We start from the raw sequence: 25895 nt of genomic DNA, 5'->3' as shown, positions 1-25895 counted from the left end.
TAAATACTTTAGAGGGATTAGCCTCTTCATGGATAGGCATTCATTTTCCAAAGGTAGGCTCCACTTAGAGGAACGTAGATTCGCTATTTACGTGAAATTAGCTAAAATTCAAGCTTACGAGGAACGACGCTTCGCTATTACGTTGTTATCTTCGGATAGCAAATTTCCATCGAATAACGCACTCACGTTCCGCTACACTTGATATTCGGTTACATGGGAAGAAACAACTCAAAGAATAACAGCTCAACGTCAAGGGAATAAGATTAACAAAGGTGTCATTGCTTATCGGAGTAAAAGGAGTCTCCTTTGATGACAAGAGAAAGGAAACTATAGTTCGAATATCTTGACAAACCCTTCTGTAACTAATATTATTACAGTATAAAAATGAATAGGGGTCGTAAAACATGAAATGTAAAATCAATCGAAATGCAGCTAAGGTCTTAAAAAATATGTTGAGTAGTGAAGAAGCCGAAGGGAAGATGATTCGTGTATTTATTACGCTGAATCACGGAGATCACGCGCATTATGATGTGAAGCTTGATACACCTACTGAACATGATGAAATCGTAGAAACAGACAAAGACATTAAAATTTTACTAGATAAACGAGAAAATCTTTTAGATGGGGTTTGGATTCAATATTTTCATGTACCTGAAGATGGCTTTTTCATAACGAACCCTTCAACAGGATTTCTTGAAAAATAAGTGAATACTTGCTTAAGTTAAAATCTCAGATTGTTGAGAACCCCCATGTTTTCTAAACGTGGGTTATTTTATATTCAAAGGGCATGGAGGTATTTCAATGAGTCAACGCTATCGAATTACAAGAGAATTTCAGGAAAAGGACAATTCGGCGAAAACAATATCTTTGGAAGAGTGCAAACAGTATTTTACGTCCAAACCTGATTTTTCCTATACATCAGTGTTTACGGTATCAGGTTCTACCAGCATGTCTATTGAGGGGGATTTTTTCATGTGGAGCTACGGCGATATAAAGATCCCATTCCGGCATTATCAGGGAGATATTTACGTATCTGGCACCCATGAAGCCGTGATTCCCAAGATGGTTGAGGTTGCAGGCGAATTGGGGGCGGATGTGTTGGAAGGGTAATAACAGGAGGCGTTTCAGCTGTTGCTTTCCGATCCAGGCCAAATACAAAAAAAAAGCACAATGAACCAGGAGAATATAGTTCCTGATCCATTGTGCTTTTTTGCTTCGCACTGTTCCAACATCCTTAATGTAATGCGGAGGGTTCCTGCATGTTAAAGCTTTAGCCGCGCATGAGGAGATGTTAAGTCTCGTCCAAGGTATTTTAAAAACATGGATTATAACGGAGAGGATTGTTTAATAAATTAATAACCTTTAATGGTAGCAAAAGCTTCTTCGATCATTTAGAAGCGCTTGGCCGATACGAGAATTTCGCACTTGTCGGAATAGCAGGGCTAAATGGACAGAGGGAGCGTAGCCATATTAATGTACATGCCAAAATAATGCTGATCGACGATGCGTGGGCGACATAGGTTCCTGCAACCTTCACTGGAATTCACTCTTTGGTCATACGGAGATGAACGCTGCGTTTTGGGACCCCAAAGTGGTGCGATCGCTCCGCAATCAACTATTTTCCGAACACCTGGGTCAAGACACTATACAGTTTAACGACTCCGAGGCGCTTCAACTTTACCGGAACATTGCTCATGAAAATCTACTTAGAGGAGCACGAGGCGATTTTGACTGGAAAAGTCTTGCATTCGCCCTAGACCCGACAACTTACGGCAAGTAGCAGCAAGAGTTATTGACAAGCCTTATTATATTTATTGTACAAAAAGACCCCTTCGATAGGATGAATTGTGTTGCTCGCCACTTCACAAGTTACCCAGAATGGGTTTCTTTTTGTTTGTACTTTTTATGAAAAGAGGCTGCCTTTAATGTCTCTTCCTACATTTACCAATGCTTCTTGTGAACAATCCGTCTTGTTCTAGAGTCAAATAAAATAAACACCTAAATTACGTAAACATATAGAAATGAAGGAGAACTTAATGAAAAAAAGTTTGAGATCACTATTTAACTGGCATACATTTATGGATCAACTTGAGACTTATACGGCAGCTACATGGTTGAAATTGAAAAAATGTTTGAACCCATTAACGAACAAAATCGGGTTTGGTATTTACTTTTACAAGGATATCACCATAAATTTAAACCGTTTGAACAAAGATATGCTGGCGATTGTCGCCGATTTTGTTACACTTTCGCATTTCGACAAGCGTACATTGCCTAGCTTTGTATCGGTTGCCGATGGGATTTACGCGACGATGTTTACGAAAGTGCCTAACCATATTATTAAACGGATTACCACTTTGGTCACTGCGTTACCAGGTTATAAAGCGCTGCAATCCGCATCCCGTTCATACGGGTATAAATGTGAGCTTCACTACAATCAGGGGAAAATATTTTTTGGCTCGTTACAAATTCATTTTAAGAAAATACAAAACGAACTCTGCACACCTAGTTACACTGCCATCCCAAGGATAGGCGGGACTAATTAAAAAAAAACATCCATGGCTTTTTAACCGCAACCTCGACATGAAATTGATTCGTGCTGGGTTTAGCGGTTTTTTGTTTTGGAATCTGAATTGCTTTCATATCAACTAGTTACCTTATTCAGCGTCCGGACTTGAATTGACTAGGAGTAAGGCCCACGAATTTTTTAAACTGGCGCATAAAGTGGGTATCATTTTCATACCCGCACATTTTGGAAATGGCGGCGATGGATAACGAACTGTTAACCAAAAGATACTTGGCGTATTCCAGCCTGCTGTTGATGATGTCTATAACCACAGAACACCCGAATAGCTCCTTATAGATATGCTGGAAATAAGATTTACTTAAATTCATGCATGAAGCAAGATTTTCTACGGACCTATTCGTTTGAGGGGAACTGTAGAGCTCGTTGCGCAGCTCGGTAAATTGGCTGAAATATCGGCTCGTTTTGTCGGGCAGGGCGGGTCTTTCAAGTAGATTGCGAAGCTTCATAAAAAGAGTTCTTATATCCGAGTCAATGATTTTATCGCGCAGCGGCCCGCCCAAGCGGTTGATGCTATGCAATTCCATAATGCATCTTGTAATTAAAAGAGGATCTGCGGCTTTGACGGGCGTGTCAAGGGGGAAATCCAACTGCATAAGAAAATCCTGAATGTCATTGCCGTCACAATGGAACCAGTCGTTAACAAATGGTTTATCCAATTCCCTGTAAAGTTGGGGGGTTGTAGGGCGAAACAAGATATAAGAATTTTTTTCGGCTACGAATTGCTTGCCGTCGAGAATAACTTCTGAATTATTTTTCAAAAAAACAAAGGCAAAATCCCCTGCGCCTACCGGACGGTCAATAGTGATCCCATCCCAATGGATAAAATTATATCCGCAACTAATTAAATGAATCATCCTGCATCTCCTTAAATAGCACGATAGGTCAGTTTTTGACTATTATAATTTATTGTATCTGAATTACCAAGTACGTACAATTTAATTAAACAGTATGGACAAAGTGGAGAAGAGTAGAGAGCATAATAGGCATGTTTACATGAACTTTGGGTTGATTGCCGCATACTGAAAATAGTGAATCAAAGGAGCATGAATACATGGCAAAACTTACTATCAATGCAGACATTCGCTTAAGCACAATCGACCGCAATATTTACGGACACTTTTCTGAGCATTTGGGACGCTGCATTTATGAAGGCATCTATGTAGGAAAGGATTCGCCGATTGCAAACACGGAGGGGATGCGAAATGACGTTCTAGAAGCGTTGAAGCAGCTTGAAATCCCCGTGCTTCGTTGGCCGGGTGGATGCTTTGCCGATGAATATCACTGGAAAGATGGCGTTGGTCCGAAAGAAAAACGGAAAAGGATGATTAATACGCATTGGGGCGGTGTCGTCGAGAACAATCATTTCGGCACTCACGAGTTTTTGCGTTTATGCGAGCTCATCGGTACTGAGCCTTATATTAGCGGTAATGTCGGAAGTGGAACGGTGGCTGAGATGTCCGAATGGGTTGAATATATGACGTTCGACGGAGAGTCGCCTATGGCCAACTGGCGGAGGGAGAACGGACGCGAGCAGCCGTGGAAGATAACCTATTTCGGGGTGGGCAATGAGAACTGGGGCTGCGGCGGCAACATGCGCCCTGAGTATTATGCGGATCTGTATCGGCAATATGCCTGTTATGTCCGGAATTACGGCGATAACCGAATTTTCAAAATCGCTTGCGGGCCCAATGTCGACGACTATAACTGGACTGAGGTGCTGATGCGTGAGGCGGCCCGCTTTATGGATGGCTTGAGTCTGCATTATTATACAGTCCCTACCGGTATTTGGAGTGACAAAGGGTCGGCCACCGAATTTGACGAAAAACTGTGGTTTGAAACACTGAAGAAGACACTGTTCATGGAAGAGCTCATCGAGCGCCATGATACGATTATGACTCGTTACGATCCGGACAAAAGAGTCGCGCTCATCGTGGACGAATGGGGGACTTGGTACAACGTAGAGCCCGGAACCAACCCCGGCTTCTTGTATCAACAAAATACGATGCGCGATGCGCTTGTTGCCGGAATTAATCTGAACATTTTCCACAACCATTCCGACCGTGTACGCATGGCAAATATCGCTCAGGTTGTTAATGTACTGCAAGCGATCATTTTAACGGAAGGCGCCAGTATGATTCTGACCCCAACCTATCATGTATTCGATATGTATAAGGTTCATCAGGGTGCCAGCCTCGTTGCCGCAGATATGGAAAGCCCGTCTTACGAAATGGATGGACAGAGCATAGATCAGCTTAGTGTGTCTGCATCCGTGGATGCGAATAATCGCCTGCATATTTCTTTATGTAATCTGCATCATGCTGAAGCTTTGGAAGTGGCCTGTACAATCCGCGGTGGGAAAGTTGGCGATGTTGCAGGGCGGATACTAACCTCCGATACGATTCAATCGCATAATACGTTTGGGGAACCGGAAATTGTGAAAACGTCCGTTTTTAGCGATTTCCGCATCGAAAATGACCAACTCATCGTCAAGCTGCCTGCTAAGTCGGTAGTGACGCTTGGAGTCAACCTATGACGGATTGCAAGGGTTGCTCGGCAACGGTGCATGTTTCTTCAGAAGAAATTGCACAATTATTCGGGGAAACACTTCGCATTCGCAATGTCAAACTTACGACTGAAGAAGAGTATGACCGGCGAATGTCGGTATGTCAAAGCTGCGAGGCCTACCAATTCGGTACAACTTGCCGTTGGTGCGGCTGTCTGATGGCTGTAAAAGCTAAGCTATCCGCAGCCAACTGTCCGGCACCGCAAGGGAGCAAATGGTAAAGGAGGAGAAAGCATGAAAGCACCATTATTTCGTGATCCGATTTATGATGGAGCCGCTGACCCCACTGTTATCTGGAACAGACAGGCTCAAGAGTGGTGGATGATTTACACCAACCGGAGAGCTACGGCCGAAGAAATAGGTGTCGCATGGGTGCATGGAACCGATCTTGGTGTCGCATCTTCCAGTGATGGTGGGAAAAATTGGGTTTATCGTGGTATTCTTTCCGGTTTGAATATAGAGTGGGGCCGAAATACATTTTGGGCGCCGGAGATTATATGGCACGACGGTCTCTATCACATGTATGTCAGCTACATTCAAGGTGTACCGAACGAATGGGCCAGCCATAAGCGCAGCATGCTTCACTATACGAGTCCCGATTTGCTTGCATGGACCTATCGATCTGTAATCCAGCTCAGCTCGGACTACGTCATTGACGCCTGCATATACCAGATGCCGGATGGCCGATTCCGGATGTGGTATAAAGATGAGGCCAATGGATCGACAACCTATGCTGCGGACAGTGCGAATTTGTATGATTGGCATGTAGTTGGCTCAGTCCTCACGGAACGCCCGCATGAAGGACCAAACGTATTCTTTCTTAAGGGCTACTATTGGATGATTGTCGATGAATGGCGTGGCCAGGGCGTTTACCGTTCTAACGATTTGGAGAAATGGGAACGAAGCGGTCTCATTCTCGACCAACCCGGCAGTCGTGAAGACGACGGAACAATTGGCCTTCACGCCGATGTCGTGGTGCAAGGTGACACCGCGTATATTTTTTATTTCACCCATCCGGATCGGAAAAGCGACAAACCAGTTTCCCAAGGCTCATCCTATGCAACCCGTCGGTCCTCTATTCAATCTGCACGGCTAGATGTAATCGATGGCATCCTGGTATGTGATCGTGACGAACCCTTCGAGCTGTTGCTCCGTCAGGAACCGCAGCTTTGGGAAAAGTCGACTATATAAACGGAAAACGAAAGGTTAGAAGCAAAAGAAGGCTGCCGATGGCAGCCTTCTTTTGCTAAACCGTAACTGTCTAACAGTCTAAGAAGACGTTTATGATAAAAATCAAATAACATTAAAATAAATAATATCCAATTAATGAGTATATTAATCATGATGAGTGGTGATTAAGGTGATTCAAAGATTACGTGGAATGAGTTTCAATAACGGGATTGCATTTTTGATTCGCTCACTGCTGCAAAGAACGATTATTCGTACGATCTTATTATCGTATCTGGGCATTAATGTGTTATTGCTCGCTACTCTTGGGCTGCTGTCCGTCCGTGATTCTACGGCTGCGCTGACTCAGGAAATGACGCAATCCAGTTTTAAAATAATGGAGCAGGCTGCTCGGGGGTTAAGCTTTAATTTTGAGGAAGCGACCCGTCCGCTAGTCCTCATGGCAGGTCACTATTCAGTCATCTCGTTAATGGCATACGGCGACAAGATTTCGATCGAAGAGCGAATTCAGCATGAGCGGAACATAGCCGATCTGGCATTTGGTGTAACTTCGTTTCAATCGTTGATTAGCGATATTTTAATTCTAGGAAAAAATGGTTATATCAACAATCTGGATGGTCGCAAAACGCTCCGTTGGGATTATCCTTTCACTAACCAACCATGGTTTCAAGAAGCTGTTTGGGCAAATCCGAATAAGGGTTTCGTAACACTAGGTCTCCATAAACAAAATTACTATGTAACATCGAGTATTTCCAAATATAATCAACCTACCCTATCGATTGCGTTTCCGGTGACAGATAGCATGAGAACGACCGTCGGCGCGGTCATCGCTAATTTGGATTTAAACAAAATTAACTCGATGTTCGAACTTAGCTCTTATCAAAAAAATGAAAATATTTTTATGGTGGATGAAAATAGAACAATAATGGTTCATAAAAGTAAGGAGTCTATAGGCCAAATCTTATTTTTCCCAGGCATTGCTAACATTTACAAAGAAGATTCCGGAAGTTTCATTTCTACAATTGAGGGAAGGGAGCAGCTTGTCATTTATCACACAACCGCGGTGAAAGGGCTGCGCATGATCTCTACGATTCCAATGTCGGAGATTAGTAAGCAATCCTCACAACTCAGATCGAACCTTATCGGATTTCTTTATCTTTTCCTCATATTGAATGCGCTTACGTCAGTCTTGATGACCATTCACATTGCTCGTCCCTTTAGGCGGCTGCTGTCCACGGTTGATAGTACGGGAGAAGACAGTCTCTTCGTCGTTCCCAAAAATTACAAATATCAGGAGCTGAACGTAATTGGCAACAAATTTAAGGAATTAGTTAACAGGATCGAACTTCTGGTTAAGCAAAATTATGTTGCGCAAATCGCAATGAAGGAAGTAGAGCTTAAAACACTGCAGTCGCAAATCCATCCGCATTTTCTGTTTAATACGCTTCAACTTCTACAAACAGAAATCGTCTGCGGCCATACAGAGGACTCCAACCATTTGGTGCTTTCGCTTAGTAATTTACTGAGGTATTCCATGCGGCGATCAGATGAAACCGTTGAATTGAAACAAGAACTGCAAAACGTCAATGATTATTTGTTTATCATCAACCGCAAATATGACAATCGAATCCTCATTCAGACCCATATTCCGAATCCTGCTGTACTGAAATGTCAAACGGTGAAGCTAATTCTACAACCAATTGTTGAGAACGCCATTCTACATGGCTTTAAGGAGAATCCGCAAGGTGCGAAGTTATCCATCCACATTGTATCTGTGAAAAAGGGCGTTTTGATCGAAATTAAGGATAATGGGGGCGGTATGACGAAAGACCATTTGAGGGTGCTTGCTTCCAAGTTAGAGAATACAGAATCTTCAGAAGGAAGTATCGGTTTATACAATGTTAACCAGCGATTAAGGTTAAAGTTCGGTCCTGATTATGGTCTTAGGATTCGAAGCGTGCAACATTCGTTTACAAGCGTATACATTGTACTTCCTGATCGATAAAAAAATAAATCCTTTGAACGCGAGGTGTTCCACATGAAATTGATGATAGCTGATGATCAAATGTCACTTCACATTTTTTTGGATAAAATGATGGACTGGGCGTCTCTAGGTATTACAGATATTCTGCATGTCTACAACGGGGAAGAGGCAGCCGCGCAGGCGGTTACTTATAAGCCAGACATTCTTATCATCGATATCCGGATGCCTATCCTTGATGGACTTGGTGCACTTAAACAGCTGCAATCGATGGATAAGCGACCGAAGAGCGTCATTTTGAGTGCCTATGATCAGTTTGAATATGCGAGGGATGCGCTCCGGCTTCATGTTTTCCAATATCTCCTAAAGCCAGTGGATACACGATTATTGGAGAATGTGATTATTGAGCTTGTACAAGAGATTCATGCAGAGAACCATTTGCTGATTACAAACTGCTTGGACAAGGCTGCGCATCGCATTCCTTTATCCAATACAGATCTAATCATCCTGAGGGATAGTTTTCAATTGTTGGGAATTACTCGGTATGCTGTATGGACAGTATCAGGTAACGTGCCTATGCCGGAGTTCCTTTCGGATAAGTGCATGTCAAGTATAGATGTTCAGAACGAATTGTTTTCGTTTAAATCTACAATCAGTAGTGAAAATAGGATTATTTGCTTCGGGATGAAAAAGGCTTATAACTACGAATATCTCATGGAACTCCGTGAATCTTTGTTGAAAAAATGGGGAGAAGAAGCGCCTGATCGTATCCTGAGCATTGGTATGAGTCGTATCGAGACGAATATCGAAGAACTTTCTTCGGCAATTAACGTTAGTGCGCATGCCGCCCAAACAAATCTTAACCAATCCGGAACATCTAAGCTTGAACATACCGTGCGTAAAATCAAAGCGTATGTGGAATCGAAAGTAGATGATGATCTTTCTTTACAAACCGTTGCTGATCAATTCCAAATCGATAAGTATCAGCTAAGCCGTATTTTTAAACAGGAAATTGGCGTCAATTATTGGGCTTTTGTCACCAAAATAAGGATGCAAAAAGCAGCACATCTCTTGCTGGAGACAAGTTGGAAAAATAACAGCATAGCTGAACGAATTGGCTTTGTAGATGAGAGTCATTTCAGCCGGACATTTAAGAAATATTTTGGCGTAACACCGAAGGAATATCGATCATCCCAAATCGTGGACAAGGATGCATGATGAGTTAGGGCGTGCAACAATTGACAAGAAATCGTGCAACAATATGAATTCAAACAAGGGCTAGAAAGGGGTTACAATCAGATTGTAAGTGCTTTCAAAAACCGTTACGGGGGTATGTAAAGATGAAAAAAGTATCGAAGTTGACCATGGTTGGGCTCGTCAGTTTGTCTGTGATCGCAACAGGATGCAGCAGTGGTACGAGTTCTGATGCGAACAGTAACGGGGGGAATGCTGCTAAAGGATCCGAAAAAGGAGTAAAGCTAAGCCTTCTTTCCTGGAATAACGAGAAGGAGATGAAGCCAGTCATGGATGGTTTTATGGCGCAAAACCCGAATGTCTCCTTTGACTTCCAGACGGCTCCTCCAGTTAAAGATTATATTGCCAAGCTGCAGACTATGTTATTGTCTGACTCTGCAACAGACCTTTTCATTATCGCGGCCGAAAACCGCAATGAAGTCATTGACGGGGGCTATGCGTTGGACTTAACGAACCAGCCATTCGTCCAAACAATGCTTGACGGCAATAAGCCGATGCTCAGCAAGAATGGGAAGGTATATGCTTTTACACAAACGGGCTGGGTTGGCGGATTATTTTACAATAAAGCACTATTTAAGAAAGCTGGGATTGAGCAGGAGCCTCAGACTTGGAACGAGTTCATAGAAGCTTGCAAGAAGCTAAAGGCAGCAGGCATCATTCCATTTTATGATAACATGCAGGATGTCACGATGATGCATGACGGACTATTCGCAAATTTGACACTCTCGGGTGATCCGAATTTTGATGAGAAAATATTTAAAGGCGAAAAAACGTTCGAACAAGGCTGGACAGAGCCGCTTAAAGCGTTCAAGACAGGCCTTCTCGATAATAAAATCTTAACAGCAGATATGATAGGCCTGACTGGCGACCAAATTGTTAATGAATTCGCATTAGGGAATGTGGCCATGTTTACTGGCGGTCCATGGAGTATCAATACGATCCAACAGGCGAACCCGAATCTTGCATACAGCATGATGGCGATTCCGGGACCAAAACCAGGGGGCAATTACTACGCTGGAGCGCCAGGCGTTGGATTCGCAGTGAACAGCAAAACGAAACGCAAAGACGAAGCACTAAAATTCATCGAATACTTGGCTTCGCCAGAAGGTCTGAAGAAGTTCGAGGAAGGTACTGGAGCCATTATTACTGCAAAAGGATATGAGAGTAAGGTTCATCCCTCGATTGAGAAGGCATATAAGGAAGGACTGCTACAAGGGAAATTCTATCTGCCTATGGTTTCATGGTCCCGCAATCAAGAGGCATTACGGAATCAGCTGACCATCTCCACACAGGATATGGTTGTCGGTAAAATCACGCCAGAGGATGCGGCCAAATCTCTCGACAAGAAAATGAAAGAAATGGACAAGAAATAAATGGTCAAATTCATGCGGCAGTTTCAATATCAGGTTTTTCTAATTCCGATCTTGTTCTTCTATACCTTGTTTACGATATACCCGCTCATCAAGTCTTTTTTACTCAGCTTAACTAATTTTAACGGCTATACCAAAGTCTACAACTTCGTTGGATTTAAAAATTATACGAAGATTTTCTTCGACGACGCGATTGTTTCAGGTCTTTCCTACACACTTTTCTATGCCATAGCAACGACTGTTATTATAACACTCTTAGCTATACCGTTAGCTTTAATCCTAGATCAGAACTTTCTCTCAAAAAATGTGTATCGGGCTATCTTCTTCTTTCCATCTATCCCTAGCGGGCTGCTTCTAGCTTATATTTGGGGATTTATACTTGCTCCCATCTCTTCAGGGGTGCTTAACAAAGTGCTTAAGACCTTGTTCCATCTCGGTCCTCAACCATGGCTGTCTGATCCTTTGCTCGCCAAACTTTCGACGGTTGTTGTATCCGTTTGGGCGGGAACAGGGTGGCACGCTGTGCTGTACTTAGCCTTTCTACAGTCAATTCCCAAAGACTATTTCGAAGCCGCATCGATCGATGGTGCCAGCAAGTGGCAGCAGATTCGCCATATCACCCTGCCACTGCTTGCACCGGCCATGACGGTTAGTGTCATGCTGCTGTTAACCGGAGGACTGAAGGTATTTGAAATTCCGTTTGCACTGACGAAAGGCGGACCTGGCTTTGAAACGTATACCATCACACAAGTCATTGTTCTTCGGGGTATTTCTGAAACCAATTACGGGCTTGCATCCGCCATGTCCATTATTTTCTTCCTCATCGTGTTGGTTCTGACTTATTTCCAAGTGATGTGGATGCAAAAGCGGGAGGATAAGATCCAATGATGGTCACGAACAAACGCAACTGGCTGCTTGATATTTTGATGCTTCCCGTAGGGATTATGACCTTTTTTCCATTCTACCTAATCATCGTCAATACCTTGAAGAGCACTCAGGAAACGGCAAGAAGCCCAATGAGCTTGCCTCAACGTTTGGATTTTTCTAATTATGTCAAAGTATTCAAAGAGACTGATCTTCTGCGCAGTTTCGAAAAACAGTCTGATTTTAACCGTTGTGTCGGTCCTATTCATGGTGCTGATCGGCGCTATGGCGGCGTATCCCATTGTTTTTAATCCGAACAGGCTTAATAAATGGATCACAACCTATTTACTAGCCGGATTTCTCATTCCGTTCCAAACGACGTTGATTCCATTGTTTGAATTGATGACAGACTTTCATCTGACGGATAAATTGTCGGGGCTGATATTACTCTATATGGGCGGTTCTGTTTTCGTATTTTTTCTGATGACGGGTTATATGAAGACGATTCCTCGCGAGTTGACGGAAGCTGCAATCATTGATGGATGCAGCATTGGGGGGATTTTCTGGAGAATCATCCTGCCTCTGCTGAAGCCGATTACGGTAACGAGTATTATCTATCAAACGATGTGGATCTGGAATGATTTCCTGGCTCCGATGCTGTTTCTTAATTCACAGAGTAAAGCTACACTTGTTCTACAAATTTATAAAGCCAAGGGTGAATTCTCCGTGAATTGGCCAATGTTTATGACGCTAACGGTGATTGCCCTGATTCCGATCTTTATCTTCTTTATTTTGATGCAAAAGCAAATCGTGAAAGGCATTGTTGGTGGAGCTATTAAAGGCTAGAAAATAAAAAATTATAAGAGTGACAAGCTTCTAAAAGCGAGATTCATTTCATTTTATCAAAACCTACATTAAAAATAATCATCAATAATCCGGTATAGGGTACCGACATGAGCAGGCCGAATAATGGTTTGCGATAATGAATACGCAGCATGATAAACATGATCATATCGAATAATGAGGACCAAAGTAGGTTCCATCCGTTATGATACGTTATTGATCCACATTTTACAGATACAAATTCAAGCAAAACAAAAATACCAGTGAAAAGGATGATGTAATAAGCTTGGGAAAGAAGTTTGCGATTTCGCGGGTAGTTCGACAAGTATACCCAAGTCGATACAGGCATGCCTATCAGAATAAGCAATAGGATCGGAATCGTTGCAACAGGAAGACCATTCGGCTCCATTTGCCAAAGTTGATATTGATAACAGATAAACTCATATAGAGCATTACAAAGCGCAGCAAAGAGGAGTGTTGGATAGTACTTCTCCCAGTTTCGGTCCGCAAACCGAAGAGCTACTAGTAACCATAAAACCGAGTATATAATCGCAACCAAGGGGTTTCGAGCTCCTTTGTTTATGTTAAGTCCTTATTGTTCCAATTAACCCATCGTTCATACAAATTCAATGAAGTTATTTCGTAAAAGAGGCCCACTCTCATAAGAGAGCGGGCCTCCTTTTGGAGTTAGGGATTACCATTTTTGTATTAAATTTCCTCCAAGAGAACGTGGTTTTTCCCTTATTGTAACAAATTTAGGTGGTTTGTCAGAGAAAAAATATTTCGTTTACAAAAAACTGTCATACACTTAATGATAGCGCGATAAACTTACTATTACACACAAAAAGTGCCGCAAGGAGTTGACAGTCAATGGCTCTAATCACCCATGTTAATGTATGTAATACAGAGAATGAAATTTACTGCTGTCTTCGTAATAAAATTGTGAAGCTTGATGATCAACAGAAGGAGCAATTTTGCAATGGATGTAAAATGTTTGCCGGTGATGCCGATGAACATGGTCTTGGTGTATCCTGTGTATGGGAAGATGTACGTGTCGTTAGCAATCCGCATATCGCTGTGGACCCGCTTGAGGAGTTTATTCATAATCAAATCCGCCAAGTGCCGCCCGAGGGTCCGGTCATATTTCTATATACAACAGAATGGTAAAACACATCCTCTTTGATTTTGATGGGACACTGGTCGATTCTAGAGCATTGCTTGTTAAGCTTTATAATGAAATGGCCATGCAGTATCAATTTCGCAGGATTCGAGATCAAGACCTTGCGATTCTGAGATCACTTTCGATCTCTGAGCGGGTGGATCGTTTAGGTGTTCCGGTACTCCAAATTCCAAAGCTAGTAACGGCCGGAAGACAGCTCTATCAAGAGAATATTCGTACACTACACATTGTACCTGGGATGAAAGAGGTTATTGCCAGAGTTTCGTCACAAGGGATGAAAAGCTCCATTCTCTCTTCCAATTCCGAGGTAAATATTCGTCAGATTCTTAAAAATAATAAGCTGGATGGCGCGTTCAAGGAAATCATTTCGGCTAAACATATTTTTGGTAAGCATCATTCGATTCGCAAAGTAATGAAACAATGGGGGACTTCCCCCTCGCGGATGATCTATGTTGGAGATGAATTAAGGGATATCGAGGCTTGCAGGAAACTAGGCGTACCCATAGTTGCCGTTACATGGGGCTATGACTCGCAGCATTTATTGCTCAGCGGAAAGCCCGATTACTTAGTAAACTCTCCCAGAGAGCTGCTAAAAACACTTCTGTCCTTAACCTGAGTGGAAGGATAAAAGAGGGAGCAAATAGCTATCACAGACAGAGTCTGAGGTAGTTATTTGTGTTTGCTTGTTGGAAGAGCTATTGGCAACATTCGCAGTCGAGTGGTGTCATCATGTAAAATAGATCTTATGAGGTGATATTTGCGGAAGGAGGCGTCTAATGTTATTTTATCTCATCATATTTGTAGTGACAGCCGTGGATCAAATTACGAAGGTATGGATTCGGTCTATCCTAAAAGTAGGCGAATCTATGCCGTTTTATAAAGACATCATTTCGTTTTCGCATTATCAAAATAGTGGAGCAGCAGGCAGTACGCTGCAGGGCTCAGCTCGTTATTTAGGAATTCTTGCAGTTGTAATTATTGCTGTTATTTTGTATTACCGGAAAAAAGGAAGCTTTCAAGGATTCTTCAAAGAGTGTGGTGCCGCATTTTTCGTGGGCGGGGCGATTGGTAATGGAATCGAACGATTATTATTTGGCAAAGTGACCGACTTCATCGTGTTTCGCTCTGGCAATGGTGTGATGAATTTGGCTGACTTAGTCATTAATTTGGGTGTAGTGTTTTTTGTACTGGATATGTTGCTCTCTTACAGGCATAAATTGCTTCCAAAAGAGAAAAAATTTCAATAAACATAGGTATATTAAACTATATAGGTAGATCTAAAGTACCATTTGTGATATCCTTCAAATAGACGGTTTTTGATCGAGAAGACGTTAAACTGGGGGATGGTCACATGAGGCCGGATAAACAGATATTGATTGATGAATTTTTTGCAATGATTCGAAAATTGACGCGTACGGGTGCTGATATTATGTTAGTGAGGGATTTCTTCTGGAAAGCTTCCGAAATCCGTTCATTTATCCCTCCAACGGTAGAATTTATGACAGTTCTTAAAACGTACAACGCTGTCTTATTTCATGAATTCCGAAAATCACTTGTACCTAATACGAGTATGCATATGCTAGCGAATGTCCACATGGAAGCGGGTGAAGCGCTCATTAGTTTGGGGATTACGAGTTTGGAGCAGCTTCAACTAGCCGTAAGAGGAAAAGTAGCTGTGAGTAGTAAATAAAGTTAAACCAAGCGACGACACTGTCTCGCTTGGTTTTTTTTGTTTGGTTACTCGTCTTTCTTCTGCTGCAGCGCAGCCATCAATTTGTCAGCGAGCGAGTTGCCCAGCTGGGTTTGATCGGAAAACTTCTCGATCAGCTGACGGTTCGCTTTGGCAGAGGCGCGACGGCCACCGCCGGTTGATTCGTTATCTATTTTCTCCACGACGTTGCAAGGACGGCATTGGAAATACTTGCCGGATTTGCCGGTGTGGATCTCCATTTTCTTATGACACTGCGGGCAGCGGTGGTTGGTCAGTTGTCCGTCAGCTTCGCGTTTATAGGAGCATTCTCGGCTGGAACAAACGAGGTAACGACCTCGTTTCCCCTTCACTTCTTGAAGAAACTCACCGCAATCCGGGCATTTGCTGCCTGTTAAATTATGCGGCTTATAGGCTGCAGAGCTTTTCTTGACCTCATCGACCAGCTCGGCTGCTTTTTTGCGAATGCCGCTTAGGAATTGCTCCATGCTTCCTTTGCCTTTGGAAATGCGTTCAAGCTCCAGCTCCCAACGTGCTGTAAGCTCAGGAGAACGCAGCTCCTCCGAAGCAAGCTCAATAAGCTGAGTGCCTTTGCCAGTCGGAATGAGTAAGGAGCCTTGACGTTCGATGGTGTCGGAAGACACAAGCTTCTCAATAATATCAGCGCGTGTAGCGGGTGTGCCCAGGCCCCATTTTTCCATTTGAGAAAGCAAGGAGGCCTCGTTGTACCTAGCAGGCGGTTTTGTCTGGCGGCTTAATTGACGGGCGTTACGGACGGTTACTGCATCTTTTTCGGCAGCTTGGGGCAGCAACTGAGCAGAGTCTTCATCAGACTCGGATTCTTCCCGATCTGGATCGGTGAAATCAGTGGCTCCGTACACGTCTTTCCAACCGGCTTGTTTAACCACTTTACCCGATGCATACAGCTTCTCTCCGGCTATTTCCACAGTCAGCTTGGTTTCATCATAGCGGCAAGGACCGCAGAACAAGGCCAGGAATCTCCGCAAAATGAGATCATAGAGACGGCGTTCGTCAGCGCTTAAGGTGGCGAGTGAAATGGCTTCACCGGTTGGAATAATCGCATGGTGATCGCTGACCTTGGAATCGTCTACAATGCGTTTCGTAATCGTTAAGGGTTTACGAATAAAAGGAGCCGCTAGCGCTGCGTAGGGGCCAATAGCTGCGCCCTTAAGTCTGCCAAGCAGGGTCGGCACCATGTCCGAGGTCAAGTAACGTGAATCCGTGCGCGGATAGGTGACCAACTTGTACTGCTCATACAATCTTTGCAGCACATTCGACGTCTGCTTGGCAGAGAAACCAAATTTGCGGTTAGCATCGCGCTGCAATTCGGTTAGGTCATAAGCAAGCGGATGCGGAATCTGCTTTTCGGTTTTTTGGACGTGCAGGATTTTGCCGCTATGGCCTTGCAGCTTCGCTTTTAAGGCATCTGCGCGCTCGCGGTCAAAAATGCGCGTATCGCCTGTTTTGGGGTCTCGCCACACCACGCGGAAAGAGCCCAGATCGGCTTCGATCAACCAATAGTCGACGGACCGGAAATCCCGGATTTCCGCCTCGCGGTTGATCATCATGGCTAGCGTTGGCGTCTGCACACGCCCAGCAGACAAGGACGCGCCGAACTTGCTGGTCAGCGCGCGGGTGACATTCAGGCCGATCAGCCAATCGGCCTCGGAACGGCAGACGGCTGCTTGATACAGCCGGTTGTAGTCCGTGCCAGGCTTCAGCTGCGCGAAGCCTTCGCGAATCGCTTGATCCGTCTGCGACGAGATCCAAAGCCGTTTGAACGGCTTCTTCCAGCGGATCAGCTCCATAATCCAGCGCGCGACGAGCTCGCCCTCGCGCCCCGCATCCGTCGCAATGACCAGCTCTGCAAGGTCCCCCCGACGGCTAAGCTGTTCGATCGCACGGTACTGCTGCGATGTTTCCTTCATCACCTTAAGCTTCATGCGTTCAGGGATGATAGGGAGATCTTCCAGGTTCCATGTTTTGTACTTGGGATCGTAATCGTCGGGCTCGGCAAGGGTGACGAGATGGCCAAGTGCCCAAGTGACGACATATTTGGCACCTTCATAATGGTGTTTTTGCTTTTGGTTGCAGCCAAGGACACGGGCAATTTCTTTGGCGACGCTTGGTTTTTCGGTGAGTACAAGAATTTTCATAGGGAAAATGACCTCATTTCTGCTTACAAATTAGCATAAGCGAAAAAAGCACGCTTTTCAATGCGCTGCATCTCGAAACAGAAGCTCAAATCTATTCAAATGAGAGCTTTTTTAAGTTGAAAAAGGAGAAAATTGTCTGTTCTTGTCCTAATATAAGGGTATAATGAAGAAATAAGGGATGAGGAGGAGCAAAAAGCTTAATGAAACCGATGTATGCTTATTTTTCAAATCAAACGATAAAAATGAGGTTTCAATTATGGATTGTTGTTGTCATTGTGACACTAGCCTTTTCAATTATTGTCCCTTTTTATTTTATAGAGAAGAAAAATCGCTTAGATGAAGCTGGAAATCAATTAAAGCAAGTGATTGCCTTGCAAAGCTTATATATCGAAAGATGGAATCAGGAAAAACTGGATACGATTACACGATTCGCCTTATCCGACCATGCAAAATTTCATGAAATAGGCGAACTGAAAAGAGAATTTCAAGATTATTCAAGAGTGAATTCTGAATTCTTGTTGATTAGTTACGTAGAAAAAGATGGCTATATTCGTTCGGATGCGGATCCTAGGATCCAGATGTATGTCGGAGATACACTTTATTTTAAACGTGCGCTTGAGAAGAAAAGCTTTATCTCCGGCGTTATTCTATCTAAAGATTCAGGGAAACCCGTCATAACGTTCTCTGCTCCCGTGCTTGGCGACCATAATGATTTCAAAGGTGCTGTGCTAGGCGTAGTAACGCTGGAAATGCTGAATAGTTTAATGAAGCAGCTAAGCTTTGGTGAAACTGGGGAAGTCTATGTGTTGGATTCGGACGGGTATATTGTCACAGCCTCAAGTAATACAAGCAAAAGCGAAGAATTCGTCAATGTCCCGATGAAAACTGAAATTATTCAAAGAGCCAAGACAGGCAGCACTTCAAATGATTCCTACATCGGATTTCGCGGTGAAAAGGTATATGGTCAGTATAAATGGTCTACGGGAAAAAGCTGGGTAGTCGTAGGTGAGATCACGCAGAGAGAAGTGTTTCAGAAATTAAATCAATTAAGTATTGCGATTATTATCATTTCGCTTATTGCACTTATTTTCAGTATCGGTGCTGCTGTTACGATTGCTTCTAGAATTGAGAGACCGATTCGATACTTGCTACGCGGTACCAAAATTATTCAGAACGGGAACTACGACTATCAGATTGATGCGGAAAAAATTAAAATGGCTCCGATTGAATTGCGGCAGTTGGTCAATACATTCAACATAATGTCTGATAAGCTCAAGAAGAATATTTCTCTATTGGAGCATTCCGCATTGGTGGATCAACTGACTGAGATTCCTAATCGCCGTTATATGATGCAAGAAGGAAATAAACAGCTTCAAGCCTGCATTGCTGCTGGGCAAATGTGCTCCGTGATGATGTTCGATATTGACCATTTTAAGAAAATCAATGATACCTATGGGCATTTGGTGGGTGATCGTGTCCTTCATCGCGTTGCTTCTATACTACAGCGGCATTCGGGAACAGATACGATTGTTGCACGCTATGGAGGCGAAGAGTTTATCCTACTTGCCCTGCGTAAAAATGCACAAGAAAGTGTAAGCTTGGCAGAGGATTTGAGACGACATATCATGGAAGAACCATACTCGGATGAGCAGGTTACTGTACTACTAACAGCGAGCATAGGCATAGCAGAATATTCTCCTACACTGGAGTTCGGTACGATTGTGCTTGAAGATATGGTTTCTAGAGCAGACCATGCGCTCTATCGCGCGAAATCCAGTGGACGAAACAGAGTAGAACTAGATCGATGATGGGTATTGATCTAGTTTTTTTGTGTATAATTTGATGGTCAGAAATTGGAGGGTTTGGTGTATAATAGTCAGAGAGTATTTGAATTACCAACATTTAGGGGGTTTACCATGCAAAACGCATCGTTAAGGCCAATGGGAATTGGAAGAATATTAGATCGCAGTTTCCAGTTGTATCGTAAGCACTTTGTGACACTGACAATTATCATGCTGATCTTGTATGGTCCATTTTACTTGCTGCAGCATTTGCTTACGTATCAAGAGACGGCAAGTACGTCATCATCCCTTCTTGAACAGATTCGCAGTGGAGCATCCATGCAGGATTTGTTTGGATCTGGTTCTTTCATGCAAAATAATCCGACACCGCAAGACATAGGGAAGACACTCCTCTTGGTGTTGGTATTAATTCCAATCCTGATTTTTGGCCTTATGCCAGCTTCCGTGGCTTCTGTCTTACATCTGGTTAAAGCAAGCCTCTTCGGCGAAGAAACACCGGGAGTCGGGGAGCTATTGCGCAAATCGTTCCGTCGATTTTGGCCGTTAGCAGGAAGCACGTTCTTGGATGCTCTTATCATGTTTGGCATATACATAGGTCTCGCTATTATTATTGTCATATTTGCTGTCGTCTTTGCGATAGGTGGAAACTTATCCAGTTCGGTAGGAGGTTTTGGTGGAGGTGCGGTGGCACTATCCATTATCTTCTTCATCATCCTTGGTCTTGGAGCCATTTTCACCTTTTCCTATTTTTTCATTCGCTGGTGCTATTATTTGCCTTTTGTTGCAATGGGTGAAGAGTCTGTTGGACTAGGCCGCAGTTGGAAATTGACCCGCAAAAGCTTTTGGCGCTTATTTTTGATGTACTTCGTACTTACGCTCATTTTGTATCTTTTCCTGTTCGTCATTCAATTGATTATTGCTGCAATCTTTGGATTAGGACTAGGCGCTCAGTTATTACAAAGTTTAATTTCAATTCTAGTCATGTCTCTATGGTTTCTGCCTTATGCAGTAAGCTTCTTCGATCTCAAGGTTCGCAATGAGGGTCTGGGACTTGAATCGTTGATTGAAAGCACCATACAAACTTCTCCAACTGAACCAGCGGAAGAACTGGAGCCGTTTGATACTTTTGATGATCTTCGTCCGATAGACTTGGATAAAAAGAATGATTAATGCAGCTTTAGCGACTTCTTTGCAAGAGGATAAAGAGCAATTAAAACAAATCTTAAATCAAAGCGAATACACGGCTTATGAGGTCAAAGAAAACAGCTCGTTTTGGGCATGGTTGAAGCCGCTTTTTCGAAAAATACGGGGCTTGCTGCCAGATTTTCAAGTTTCTGATTCGGTAACGGACTGGCTGACCATTGGTGTTGTCGTTATACTTCTTGGTATTGCTGCATTCGCGATTTATTGGTTCTTGAAACAAATGATTTGGCAAAAGAGGATCCGCTCTGACGCTTACTTGCCTGTAGGAGAAATAAGCCGTTCTTATCGCTTCTATTGGCAGCAAGCAGCGGAACTGAGGGGAACTGGGTACTTGCGAGAGGGTGTACGCGCTGTCTTTCTGTCGCTTCTGTTCTTTATGGAAGCTAAACGTATGATTCGTGTGGAGACATGGAAGACGAACTGGGAGTATGCGGAGGAGCTGGAAAGTTCAGCTTCATCCCTAGTCCCTTTGTTCCATGATAGCTCGCTTTTATTTGAGCGTATATGGTATGGCAAGGAAGTTGTAACGAAGGAGCAGTTCACTTTCATGTATGAACAGGTTGCCCGTGTTATCAGCAGGGAGGAGGGCTTTGCACATGAGAGGGCTGAATAAGCTGCATGTGGGACTAGCACTCAGCATCCTGTTATTTTTCGCATTAGGCTACTGGCTAGTGAAGCCAAAGCTCCCAGACCAACCTCCATATCTGTCTTTTTCGGCGGATATAGACGGCACGAAAGCTTGGAAAGAGCTGCTGAGTACGAAGCAGAAGGCTGTAAAGGAATGGCGTCTTAACTGGAAAAACCTACCTAATGGTGAAGCGATGCTGTTGGTTGCCTTACAGCCGGTTGGTGTGACCAAGGCCGATCGTGAGGAGCTTCTGGGTTGGGTTCGGAAGGGTAATGATGTTGTTCTGTTTGATCGTAATCCCGAGGGGTGGGGGCCATGGGTGACTGAATTGGTGGCGGAAAGTACGAAAAAAAGTACGGATGAAAGTACGGAAGAAAATACGAAAGAAAGTACGGATGAAAGTACGGTTGAAAATACGGTTGAAAATACGAAAGAAAGGGCATCTGTCTCGACGATTAGGGTCTCGACGGATTATACGCCAGCAGAGGGGCTGCTTACGGGGCGGGTTGATACACCGTACCGGCTTAAGCCCGGTGAAAACGGGCGGGTGCTGTTCGAAGATGAACACGGCGTGCTCGCCAGCCGTATGGAAGACGGTTCGGGCAGCATCACCGTGGTGCTGACCCCGAATTGGATGCAGAATGGGACGATTGATCAGGAGTCCCATTTTGAACTGATCTGGCCGCTGTTCGCGAAGTCCTGGGATGTCGTGTGGGTCGATGAGACCCATCACGGCTTCGGGACGAAGCCCGGACTGCTTGCCGTCTACCCCGCGTGGCTCGTGCTCGCGAGCGTGCAGCTTGGTCTCGCGCTGCTGCTGTGGCTCTGGCTGCGCGGCAAGCGCTTTGGCCCCGTCCACACGCCGCGGGCGTGGACGGTTCGCCGCGGCGACGAGGGCGTGCACGCCGTCGCCGCTTGGTACGAGCGCCTCAGCTACCAGCACGAGGCGCTTGCTCACCAGCAGCTGTTCCTGCGGCAGCTGCTGCATCAGCGCTGGGGGCTTAGCCCCAGCGCAAGTGCTTTGCAGGCCGCGGAAGCTGCGCGCGGCCGTATGTCTGAGGCGCAGGCGGCGCAGCTCGCGCGCCTGCTGGAGGAGCCGCCTGCTAGCGGCGGCTCTGAAGGGCCCCGCGCTGCGAAGCAGCGGGGCGTGAGCACCCAAGCGTTCGTGCAGCGAACGCGGGAGATGGGCGAGATGATCGCCTACTTGGAGAAGGAGTGAGCGCAATGAATGAATTAATCCAATCGATGGAGCAGCGCTTGTTCGGGCAAAAGCTGAACATAAGGCTGCTCGTCACCGCCCTATTGGCTGGCGGCCATGTACTGCTTGAAGGTGTGCCGGGTCTAGGAAAGACCAAGATGGCGCGGACCCTTGCGGAATTATCAGGCGGCGACTACCGCCGTATTCAATTTACACCAGACCTGATGCCCGGTGATATTACGGGCAGCGTCATATATCATATGCAGGATCATTCATTTACTACGATTCAAGGTCCTATTTTCACGAATGTTCTGTTGGCTGATGAAATTAACCGTTCCGGACCGAAGACACAAGCGGCTCTGCTAGAAGCAATGGAAGAGCGCCAAGTAACGATTCAGGGGAACACGTACAAGCTGCCAAATCCTTTTTTTGTCGTAGCTACCCAAAATCCTGTCGAGTACGAAGGTACCTATCCACTTCCGGAAGCACAGCTCGATCGTTTCTTGTTCAAGCTTGTGCTTGATTATCCTGGTGAAGAAGCAGAAGTAGAAATTCTTCGCCGTCATGTATCGTTCGGGCAGCATCAAGAGGAGTCACTCGCGGCCATACTGACCCCAGAACGCATCATGGAGCTGCAGCGCAGGCTTTCCGATGTGGTTGTGGAGGAATCCTTATTCACTTATATTGCCACTATTATTCGCAAAACCCGCGAGTCCAAACGCGTACAGCTGGGAGCCAGTCCCCGGGCGGGAATTGCCGTGCTGATGGCTAGTAAGGCTTGGGCCTTACTGGATGGTCGAACGTATGTGACGCCAGATGACATCAAGCTTGTAGCGCGACCTGCGCTGCGGCACAGACTGCTGTTAACACCGCAAGCGGAATTGGAGGGCGGAACAAGTGACCACATCATCCAAGAGACGCTCGGCTCTATTCCGGTTCCTCGATAAAGTCCTGCTTCAGGATTTTATCCTACCAACGAACCGATTCATTGTACTCGTAATCGTAGGTGCTGTTGTGACCTTAATATCCTCAATATTTGATGCCGCCCTACCTGTATTCTGGAGCTGGAATGCGCTGCTCTGCGTGCTAAGTGGCGTTGATCTTATGCTGCTTCCTAAACGCAAGAGCTGGGGAATTCGTCGCAAACTTCCGGAGCTGATGGATGTCAGAAGCAGCTTCGAGGTGGGTCTTGAGCTTGAATCTGAGGAGCAGCAATCCGTTCACGTTGAATTAATGGATCATTTGCCCCAAACATTTCGTATGGTCCGCAACCATTTGAGCGGCGCGTTTCGAGGAACTGCTGCCTCCTTCTTTTATACAACGTTGGCTCTCGAAAGAGGGGAATACCTCTTCGAACACGTCTATATACGCTACTCTGGAGGCATGGGTCTTTGGAAGAAGCAAGTGCGATTGAAACAAGTAGATAAGATTGATATTTATCCTGATTTATCTCAGGTCCGAGGTGTACTAGGTGCTGTACAGGATGCCTTAATATTAGAAGGCCAGCGACTATTCAAAAAACAGCGCAGCGGCTCCGAATTCCACTATATCCGTAATTATGTGCAAGGAGACGACATTAGGCATATCAATTGGAAAGCGTCTGCTCGCACGACGAATCTGATGACGAATCTTTTTCAGCCGGAAAAAGGGAAGATCGTGACCCTCGTACTGGACTGTGGTCGGCAAATGGCTATTGAGCTTGAGGGACAAGTGAAGCTTGATCGGACACTGGAAGCTGCATTAACACTTGCTGCGGTAGCTCTTAAACAAGGGGATCAAGTAGCGTTAATTGCTTACGCGAGCCAAGTGAAAGTCTACGTACCAGCTGGAAAAGGGCTTCCCCATCTTCAGGAGTTAACGAGGGCAGTTTATGATCTGCGTACGGATTTCGTGGAGTCGAACACACAGATTGCCTTCTCCCATGTGCTGCGTTTTCTGAAAAAACGCTCGCTTGTCGTGCTATTTTCCGATATGGAAAGTTATCTGTATGATCAAGAGTTATTGCCTTATGTGCAGCGACTGCGCAGAAGTCACCATGTGCTGCTCTTGTCCTTGCAGGATCCGCTTCTTCATCAATGGGTACGTATTCGTGCTGAGGATAGCCGCCAAGCTTATCGGCAAAGTATTGCCCACCACTTTACGACAGACCATTACGCCTATGTAACCAAAATGGCCGGCCAAGGCATCCCGGTGATGGATGTCCCTGCCGACCAACTGACGCTTAGCGCCGTTAATGCGTATCTGGATTTGAAATCGCGAGATCGTTTATAGCGTTAATTGTTTCTGCTTAGATGATTTGCTAATGCCATATCCGTAATAGAGTGCGAGTAACAATAAAGTCACTCCGGCAATGAGATATTTAACCTCAAGCGACATCGTGGACGGTGTAATGTAACCTTCGATAATCCCTGCAATGATGAATAAAGGAATGGTGCCGATGAGGAGCTGGGCGGATTCCTTGGCTGATTCCAGAAAGCGCAGCTTGCGCGGATAGGGTCCTGGAACGAAGAAACGGTACCCCATATATAAGCCGGCGCCGCCTGCGATGAAAATAGCGGTAAGTTCAATAATGCCATGCGGTAATATGTAGGCCCAGAATACATAGCTTTTCCCGGACTGCATGAAAACAGCAGCTAACGCTCCTACAATAAGGCCGTTGCTTATCATTAAATAGATGGTCCCGATCCCAAGCGTTACACCGCTTATGAAGGCGAGAACGGCGACCCGAATGTTGTTCGTCATGATAGCTGTTGATACGAGTGGGGAGTGCAGGTCGCCGCGTGGATCGGCAGTTTTGGCAGGGTCAATACTATCGGCCATTGCCCCAGGAATGATCATGGATAGATTTAATGGATCGTTCCATACGGACAGGAAGCCGAGCAGCCCGCCAAGCAAAAATAAGAAAAGGGCAAAGCCCACAAATAGACTTCTCACGCGTATTAGCGATGGAAAGTAGTGGAGGAAAAACTCCTTCATCTGTTTACTGCTTTTGTTATTTTCTTTATACATCGCATTGTGAGCTTGAGATACGAGATGATTCAAATATAGGGTTGTTTCATGTGTAGGCATGTGAGTTTGTAAGGTAGCAAGATGAGCGGATGCGACTTTGTAAAGTTCAGTGAATCGATTCACATGGCTGGCCTGCAAACTGCTCTTCCGTTTACTAAGCTGAATCAGCAGCTGCTCAAGCTCTGTCCATTGCGATTTATGTTCTCGAATAAAGCGCGAGATATTCATGGGGGGACCTCCTTAGAGTTTTGCTTTAGCAAAACTTGCATCGTAAGCATAATCTCTGAGTTTTGCTTGTTCATTTTAGCATATCAATGACATTCGTTACCATAATTTTGAA

General features: G+C 44.7%; 26 protein-coding genes. 22 read left to right on the top strand and 4 right to left on the bottom strand.

Annotated features, from left to right (window positions below; genetic code table 11):
- Positions 1 to 404 precede the first annotated feature (404 nt).
- The 3 genes from QFZ80_RS29095 (at position 405) to QFZ80_RS29085 (ending at position 2546) form a co-directional block, all read left to right on the top strand.
- Entirely contained in the window at positions 405 to 704 is a 300-nt protein-coding gene (locus QFZ80_RS29095; RefSeq protein WP_307562257.1) for an iron-sulfur cluster assembly accessory protein, read from the top strand.
- A gap of 97 nt (positions 705 to 801) precedes the next feature.
- Positions 802 to 1110, top strand: a complete 309-nt coding sequence (locus QFZ80_RS29090; RefSeq protein ID WP_307552280.1) for a hypothetical protein — start codon at positions 802 to 804, stop codon at positions 1108 to 1110.
- Positions 1111 to 2036: 926 nt separating this feature from the next.
- Positions 2037 to 2546: a hypothetical protein gene (locus QFZ80_RS29085; protein WP_307552281.1), complete on the top strand. Its 510-nt coding sequence runs from the start codon at positions 2037 to 2039 to the stop codon at positions 2544 to 2546.
- A gap of 115 nt (positions 2547 to 2661) precedes the next feature.
- Here the strand turns inward: QFZ80_RS29085 and QFZ80_RS29080 are convergent, their stop codons facing one another.
- Positions 2662 to 3441 (bottom strand): helix-turn-helix domain-containing protein, encoded by a 780-nt coding sequence (locus QFZ80_RS29080; protein ID WP_307562256.1) that lies wholly within the window; start codon positions 3439 to 3441, stop codon positions 2662 to 2664.
- 197 nt (positions 3442 to 3638) lie between these two features.
- On the opposite strand from QFZ80_RS29080, the gene QFZ80_RS29075 reads away from it, so the two are divergent.
- The 9 genes from QFZ80_RS29075 to QFZ80_RS29035 all read left to right on the top strand — a co-directional run bounded on the left by QFZ80_RS29075 (position 3639) and on the right by QFZ80_RS29035 (position 12653).
- Positions 3639 to 5120 carry an alpha-N-arabinofuranosidase gene (locus tag QFZ80_RS29075; RefSeq protein WP_307552284.1) on the top strand — a complete coding sequence of 494 codons (1482 nt, stop codon included), beginning with the start codon at positions 3639 to 3641 and terminating at the stop codon, positions 5118 to 5120.
- Positions 5117 to 5371 carry a DUF6171 family protein gene (locus QFZ80_RS29070; RefSeq protein WP_307552286.1) on the top strand — a complete coding sequence of 85 codons (255 nt, stop codon included), beginning with the start codon at positions 5117 to 5119 and terminating at the stop codon, positions 5369 to 5371. Before QFZ80_RS29075 ends, QFZ80_RS29070 begins: the two co-directional genes overlap by 4 nt.
- A 13-nt stretch (positions 5372 to 5384) precedes the next feature.
- Entirely contained in the window at positions 5385 to 6341 is a 957-nt protein-coding gene (locus QFZ80_RS29065) for a glycoside hydrolase family protein (protein ID WP_307562254.1), read from the top strand.
- Positions 6342 to 6510: 169 nt separating this feature from the next.
- Positions 6511 to 8343 carry a cache domain-containing sensor histidine kinase gene (locus tag QFZ80_RS29060; RefSeq protein WP_307552290.1) on the top strand — a complete coding sequence of 611 codons (1833 nt, stop codon included), beginning with the start codon at positions 6511 to 6513 and terminating at the stop codon, positions 8341 to 8343.
- Between the two features lie 33 nt (positions 8344 to 8376).
- Positions 8377 to 9537, top strand: coding sequence for a response regulator transcription factor (locus QFZ80_RS29055; protein ID WP_307562252.1), 1161 nt, complete (start codon positions 8377 to 8379; stop codon positions 9535 to 9537).
- 122 nt (positions 9538 to 9659) lie between these two features.
- Positions 9660 to 10946, top strand: coding sequence for an ABC transporter substrate-binding protein (locus QFZ80_RS29050; protein ID WP_307552294.1), 1287 nt, complete (start codon positions 9660 to 9662; stop codon positions 10944 to 10946).
- Entirely contained in the window at positions 10947 to 11831 is an 885-nt protein-coding gene (locus QFZ80_RS29045; protein WP_307552296.1) for a carbohydrate ABC transporter permease, read from the top strand.
- On the top strand, positions 11828 to 12118 hold the full coding sequence (locus QFZ80_RS29040) for an ABC transporter permease family protein (protein WP_307562251.1): 291 nt from the start codon (positions 11828 to 11830) through the stop codon (positions 12116 to 12118). The genes QFZ80_RS29045 and QFZ80_RS29040 overlap by 4 nt, the downstream gene beginning before the upstream one ends.
- Complete coding sequence (locus QFZ80_RS29035) at positions 12093 to 12653, top strand: carbohydrate ABC transporter permease (RefSeq protein WP_307562249.1); 561 nt, start codon at positions 12093 to 12095, stop codon at positions 12651 to 12653. Before QFZ80_RS29040 ends, QFZ80_RS29035 begins: the two co-directional genes overlap by 26 nt.
- Positions 12654 to 12696: 43 nt before the next feature.
- On the opposite strand, the gene QFZ80_RS29030 is transcribed toward QFZ80_RS29035, so the two are convergent.
- The gene (locus QFZ80_RS29030; protein ID WP_307562247.1) at positions 12697 to 13209 is read right to left on the bottom strand and encodes a CBO0543 family protein; all 513 of its coding nucleotides are present in this window, start codon (positions 13207 to 13209) and stop codon (positions 12697 to 12699) included.
- Between the two features lie 311 nt (positions 13210 to 13520).
- Between QFZ80_RS29030 and QFZ80_RS29025 the strand changes: the two genes are divergently transcribed.
- The 4 genes from QFZ80_RS29025 (at position 13521) to QFZ80_RS29010 (ending at position 15520) form a co-directional block, all read left to right on the top strand.
- A complete protein-coding gene (locus QFZ80_RS29025; protein ID WP_307552302.1) occupies positions 13521 to 13817 on the top strand; it encodes a hypothetical protein in 297 nt (98 codons plus the stop codon).
- A complete protein-coding gene (locus tag QFZ80_RS29020; RefSeq protein WP_307562245.1) occupies positions 13811 to 14446 on the top strand; it encodes an HAD hydrolase-like protein in 636 nt (211 codons plus the stop codon). Before QFZ80_RS29025 ends, QFZ80_RS29020 begins: the two co-directional genes overlap by 7 nt.
- Before the next feature lie 160 nt (positions 14447 to 14606).
- Complete coding sequence (lspA, locus tag QFZ80_RS29015; protein ID WP_307562243.1) at positions 14607 to 15077, top strand: signal peptidase II; 471 nt, start codon at positions 14607 to 14609, stop codon at positions 15075 to 15077.
- Between the two features lie 104 nt (positions 15078 to 15181).
- Entirely contained in the window at positions 15182 to 15520 is a 339-nt protein-coding gene (locus QFZ80_RS29010) for a hypothetical protein (protein ID WP_307552307.1), read from the top strand.
- A gap of 47 nt (positions 15521 to 15567) precedes the next feature.
- Here the strand turns inward: QFZ80_RS29010 and QFZ80_RS29005 are convergent, their stop codons facing one another.
- Positions 15568 to 17715, bottom strand: coding sequence for a DNA topoisomerase III (locus QFZ80_RS29005; RefSeq protein ID WP_307562241.1), 2148 nt, complete (start codon positions 17713 to 17715; stop codon positions 15568 to 15570).
- Positions 17716 to 17915: 200 nt separating this feature from the next.
- Between QFZ80_RS29005 and QFZ80_RS29000 the strand changes: the two genes are divergently transcribed.
- The 6 genes from QFZ80_RS29000 (at position 17916) to QFZ80_RS28975 (ending at position 24817) form a co-directional block, all read left to right on the top strand.
- A complete protein-coding gene (locus QFZ80_RS29000) occupies positions 17916 to 19523 on the top strand; it encodes a sensor domain-containing diguanylate cyclase (RefSeq protein ID WP_307552311.1) in 1608 nt (535 codons plus the stop codon).
- A gap of 108 nt (positions 19524 to 19631) precedes the next feature.
- Positions 19632 to 20687, top strand: coding sequence for a DUF7847 domain-containing protein (locus QFZ80_RS28995; protein WP_307552313.1), 1056 nt, complete (start codon positions 19632 to 19634; stop codon positions 20685 to 20687).
- On the top strand, positions 20680 to 21333 hold the full coding sequence (locus tag QFZ80_RS28990; RefSeq protein WP_307552316.1) for a DUF4129 domain-containing protein: 654 nt from the start codon (positions 20680 to 20682) through the stop codon (positions 21331 to 21333). Before QFZ80_RS28995 ends, QFZ80_RS28990 begins: the two co-directional genes overlap by 8 nt.
- Entirely contained in the window at positions 21317 to 22567 is a 1251-nt protein-coding gene (locus tag QFZ80_RS28985; protein WP_307562239.1) for a DUF4350 domain-containing protein, read from the top strand. The genes QFZ80_RS28990 and QFZ80_RS28985 overlap by 17 nt, the downstream gene beginning before the upstream one ends.
- Positions 22568 to 22572: 5 nt before the next feature.
- On the top strand, positions 22573 to 23493 hold the full coding sequence (locus QFZ80_RS28980; protein WP_307552319.1) for an AAA family ATPase: 921 nt from the start codon (positions 22573 to 22575) through the stop codon (positions 23491 to 23493).
- Complete coding sequence (locus tag QFZ80_RS28975) at positions 23444 to 24817, top strand: DUF58 domain-containing protein (protein WP_307562237.1); 1374 nt, start codon at positions 23444 to 23446, stop codon at positions 24815 to 24817. Before QFZ80_RS28980 ends, QFZ80_RS28975 begins: the two co-directional genes overlap by 50 nt.
- Here QFZ80_RS28975 and QFZ80_RS28970 read toward each other — a convergent pair.
- Entirely contained in the window at positions 24812 to 25783 is a 972-nt protein-coding gene (locus QFZ80_RS28970) for a stage II sporulation protein M (protein ID WP_307552323.1), read from the bottom strand. The genes QFZ80_RS28975 and QFZ80_RS28970 overlap by 6 nt on opposite strands.
- Positions 25784 to 25895: the final 112 nt, after the last annotated feature.

The sequence above is a fragment of the Paenibacillus sp. V4I7 genome (genome assembly GCF_030817275.1).
In the GTDB taxonomy this organism is placed as follows: Bacteria; Bacillota; Bacilli; order Paenibacillales; family NBRC-103111; genus Paenibacillus_E.
Note: the sequence above shows the minus strand (reverse complement) of the source record. Positions and strands in the feature narration are given on the sequence as shown.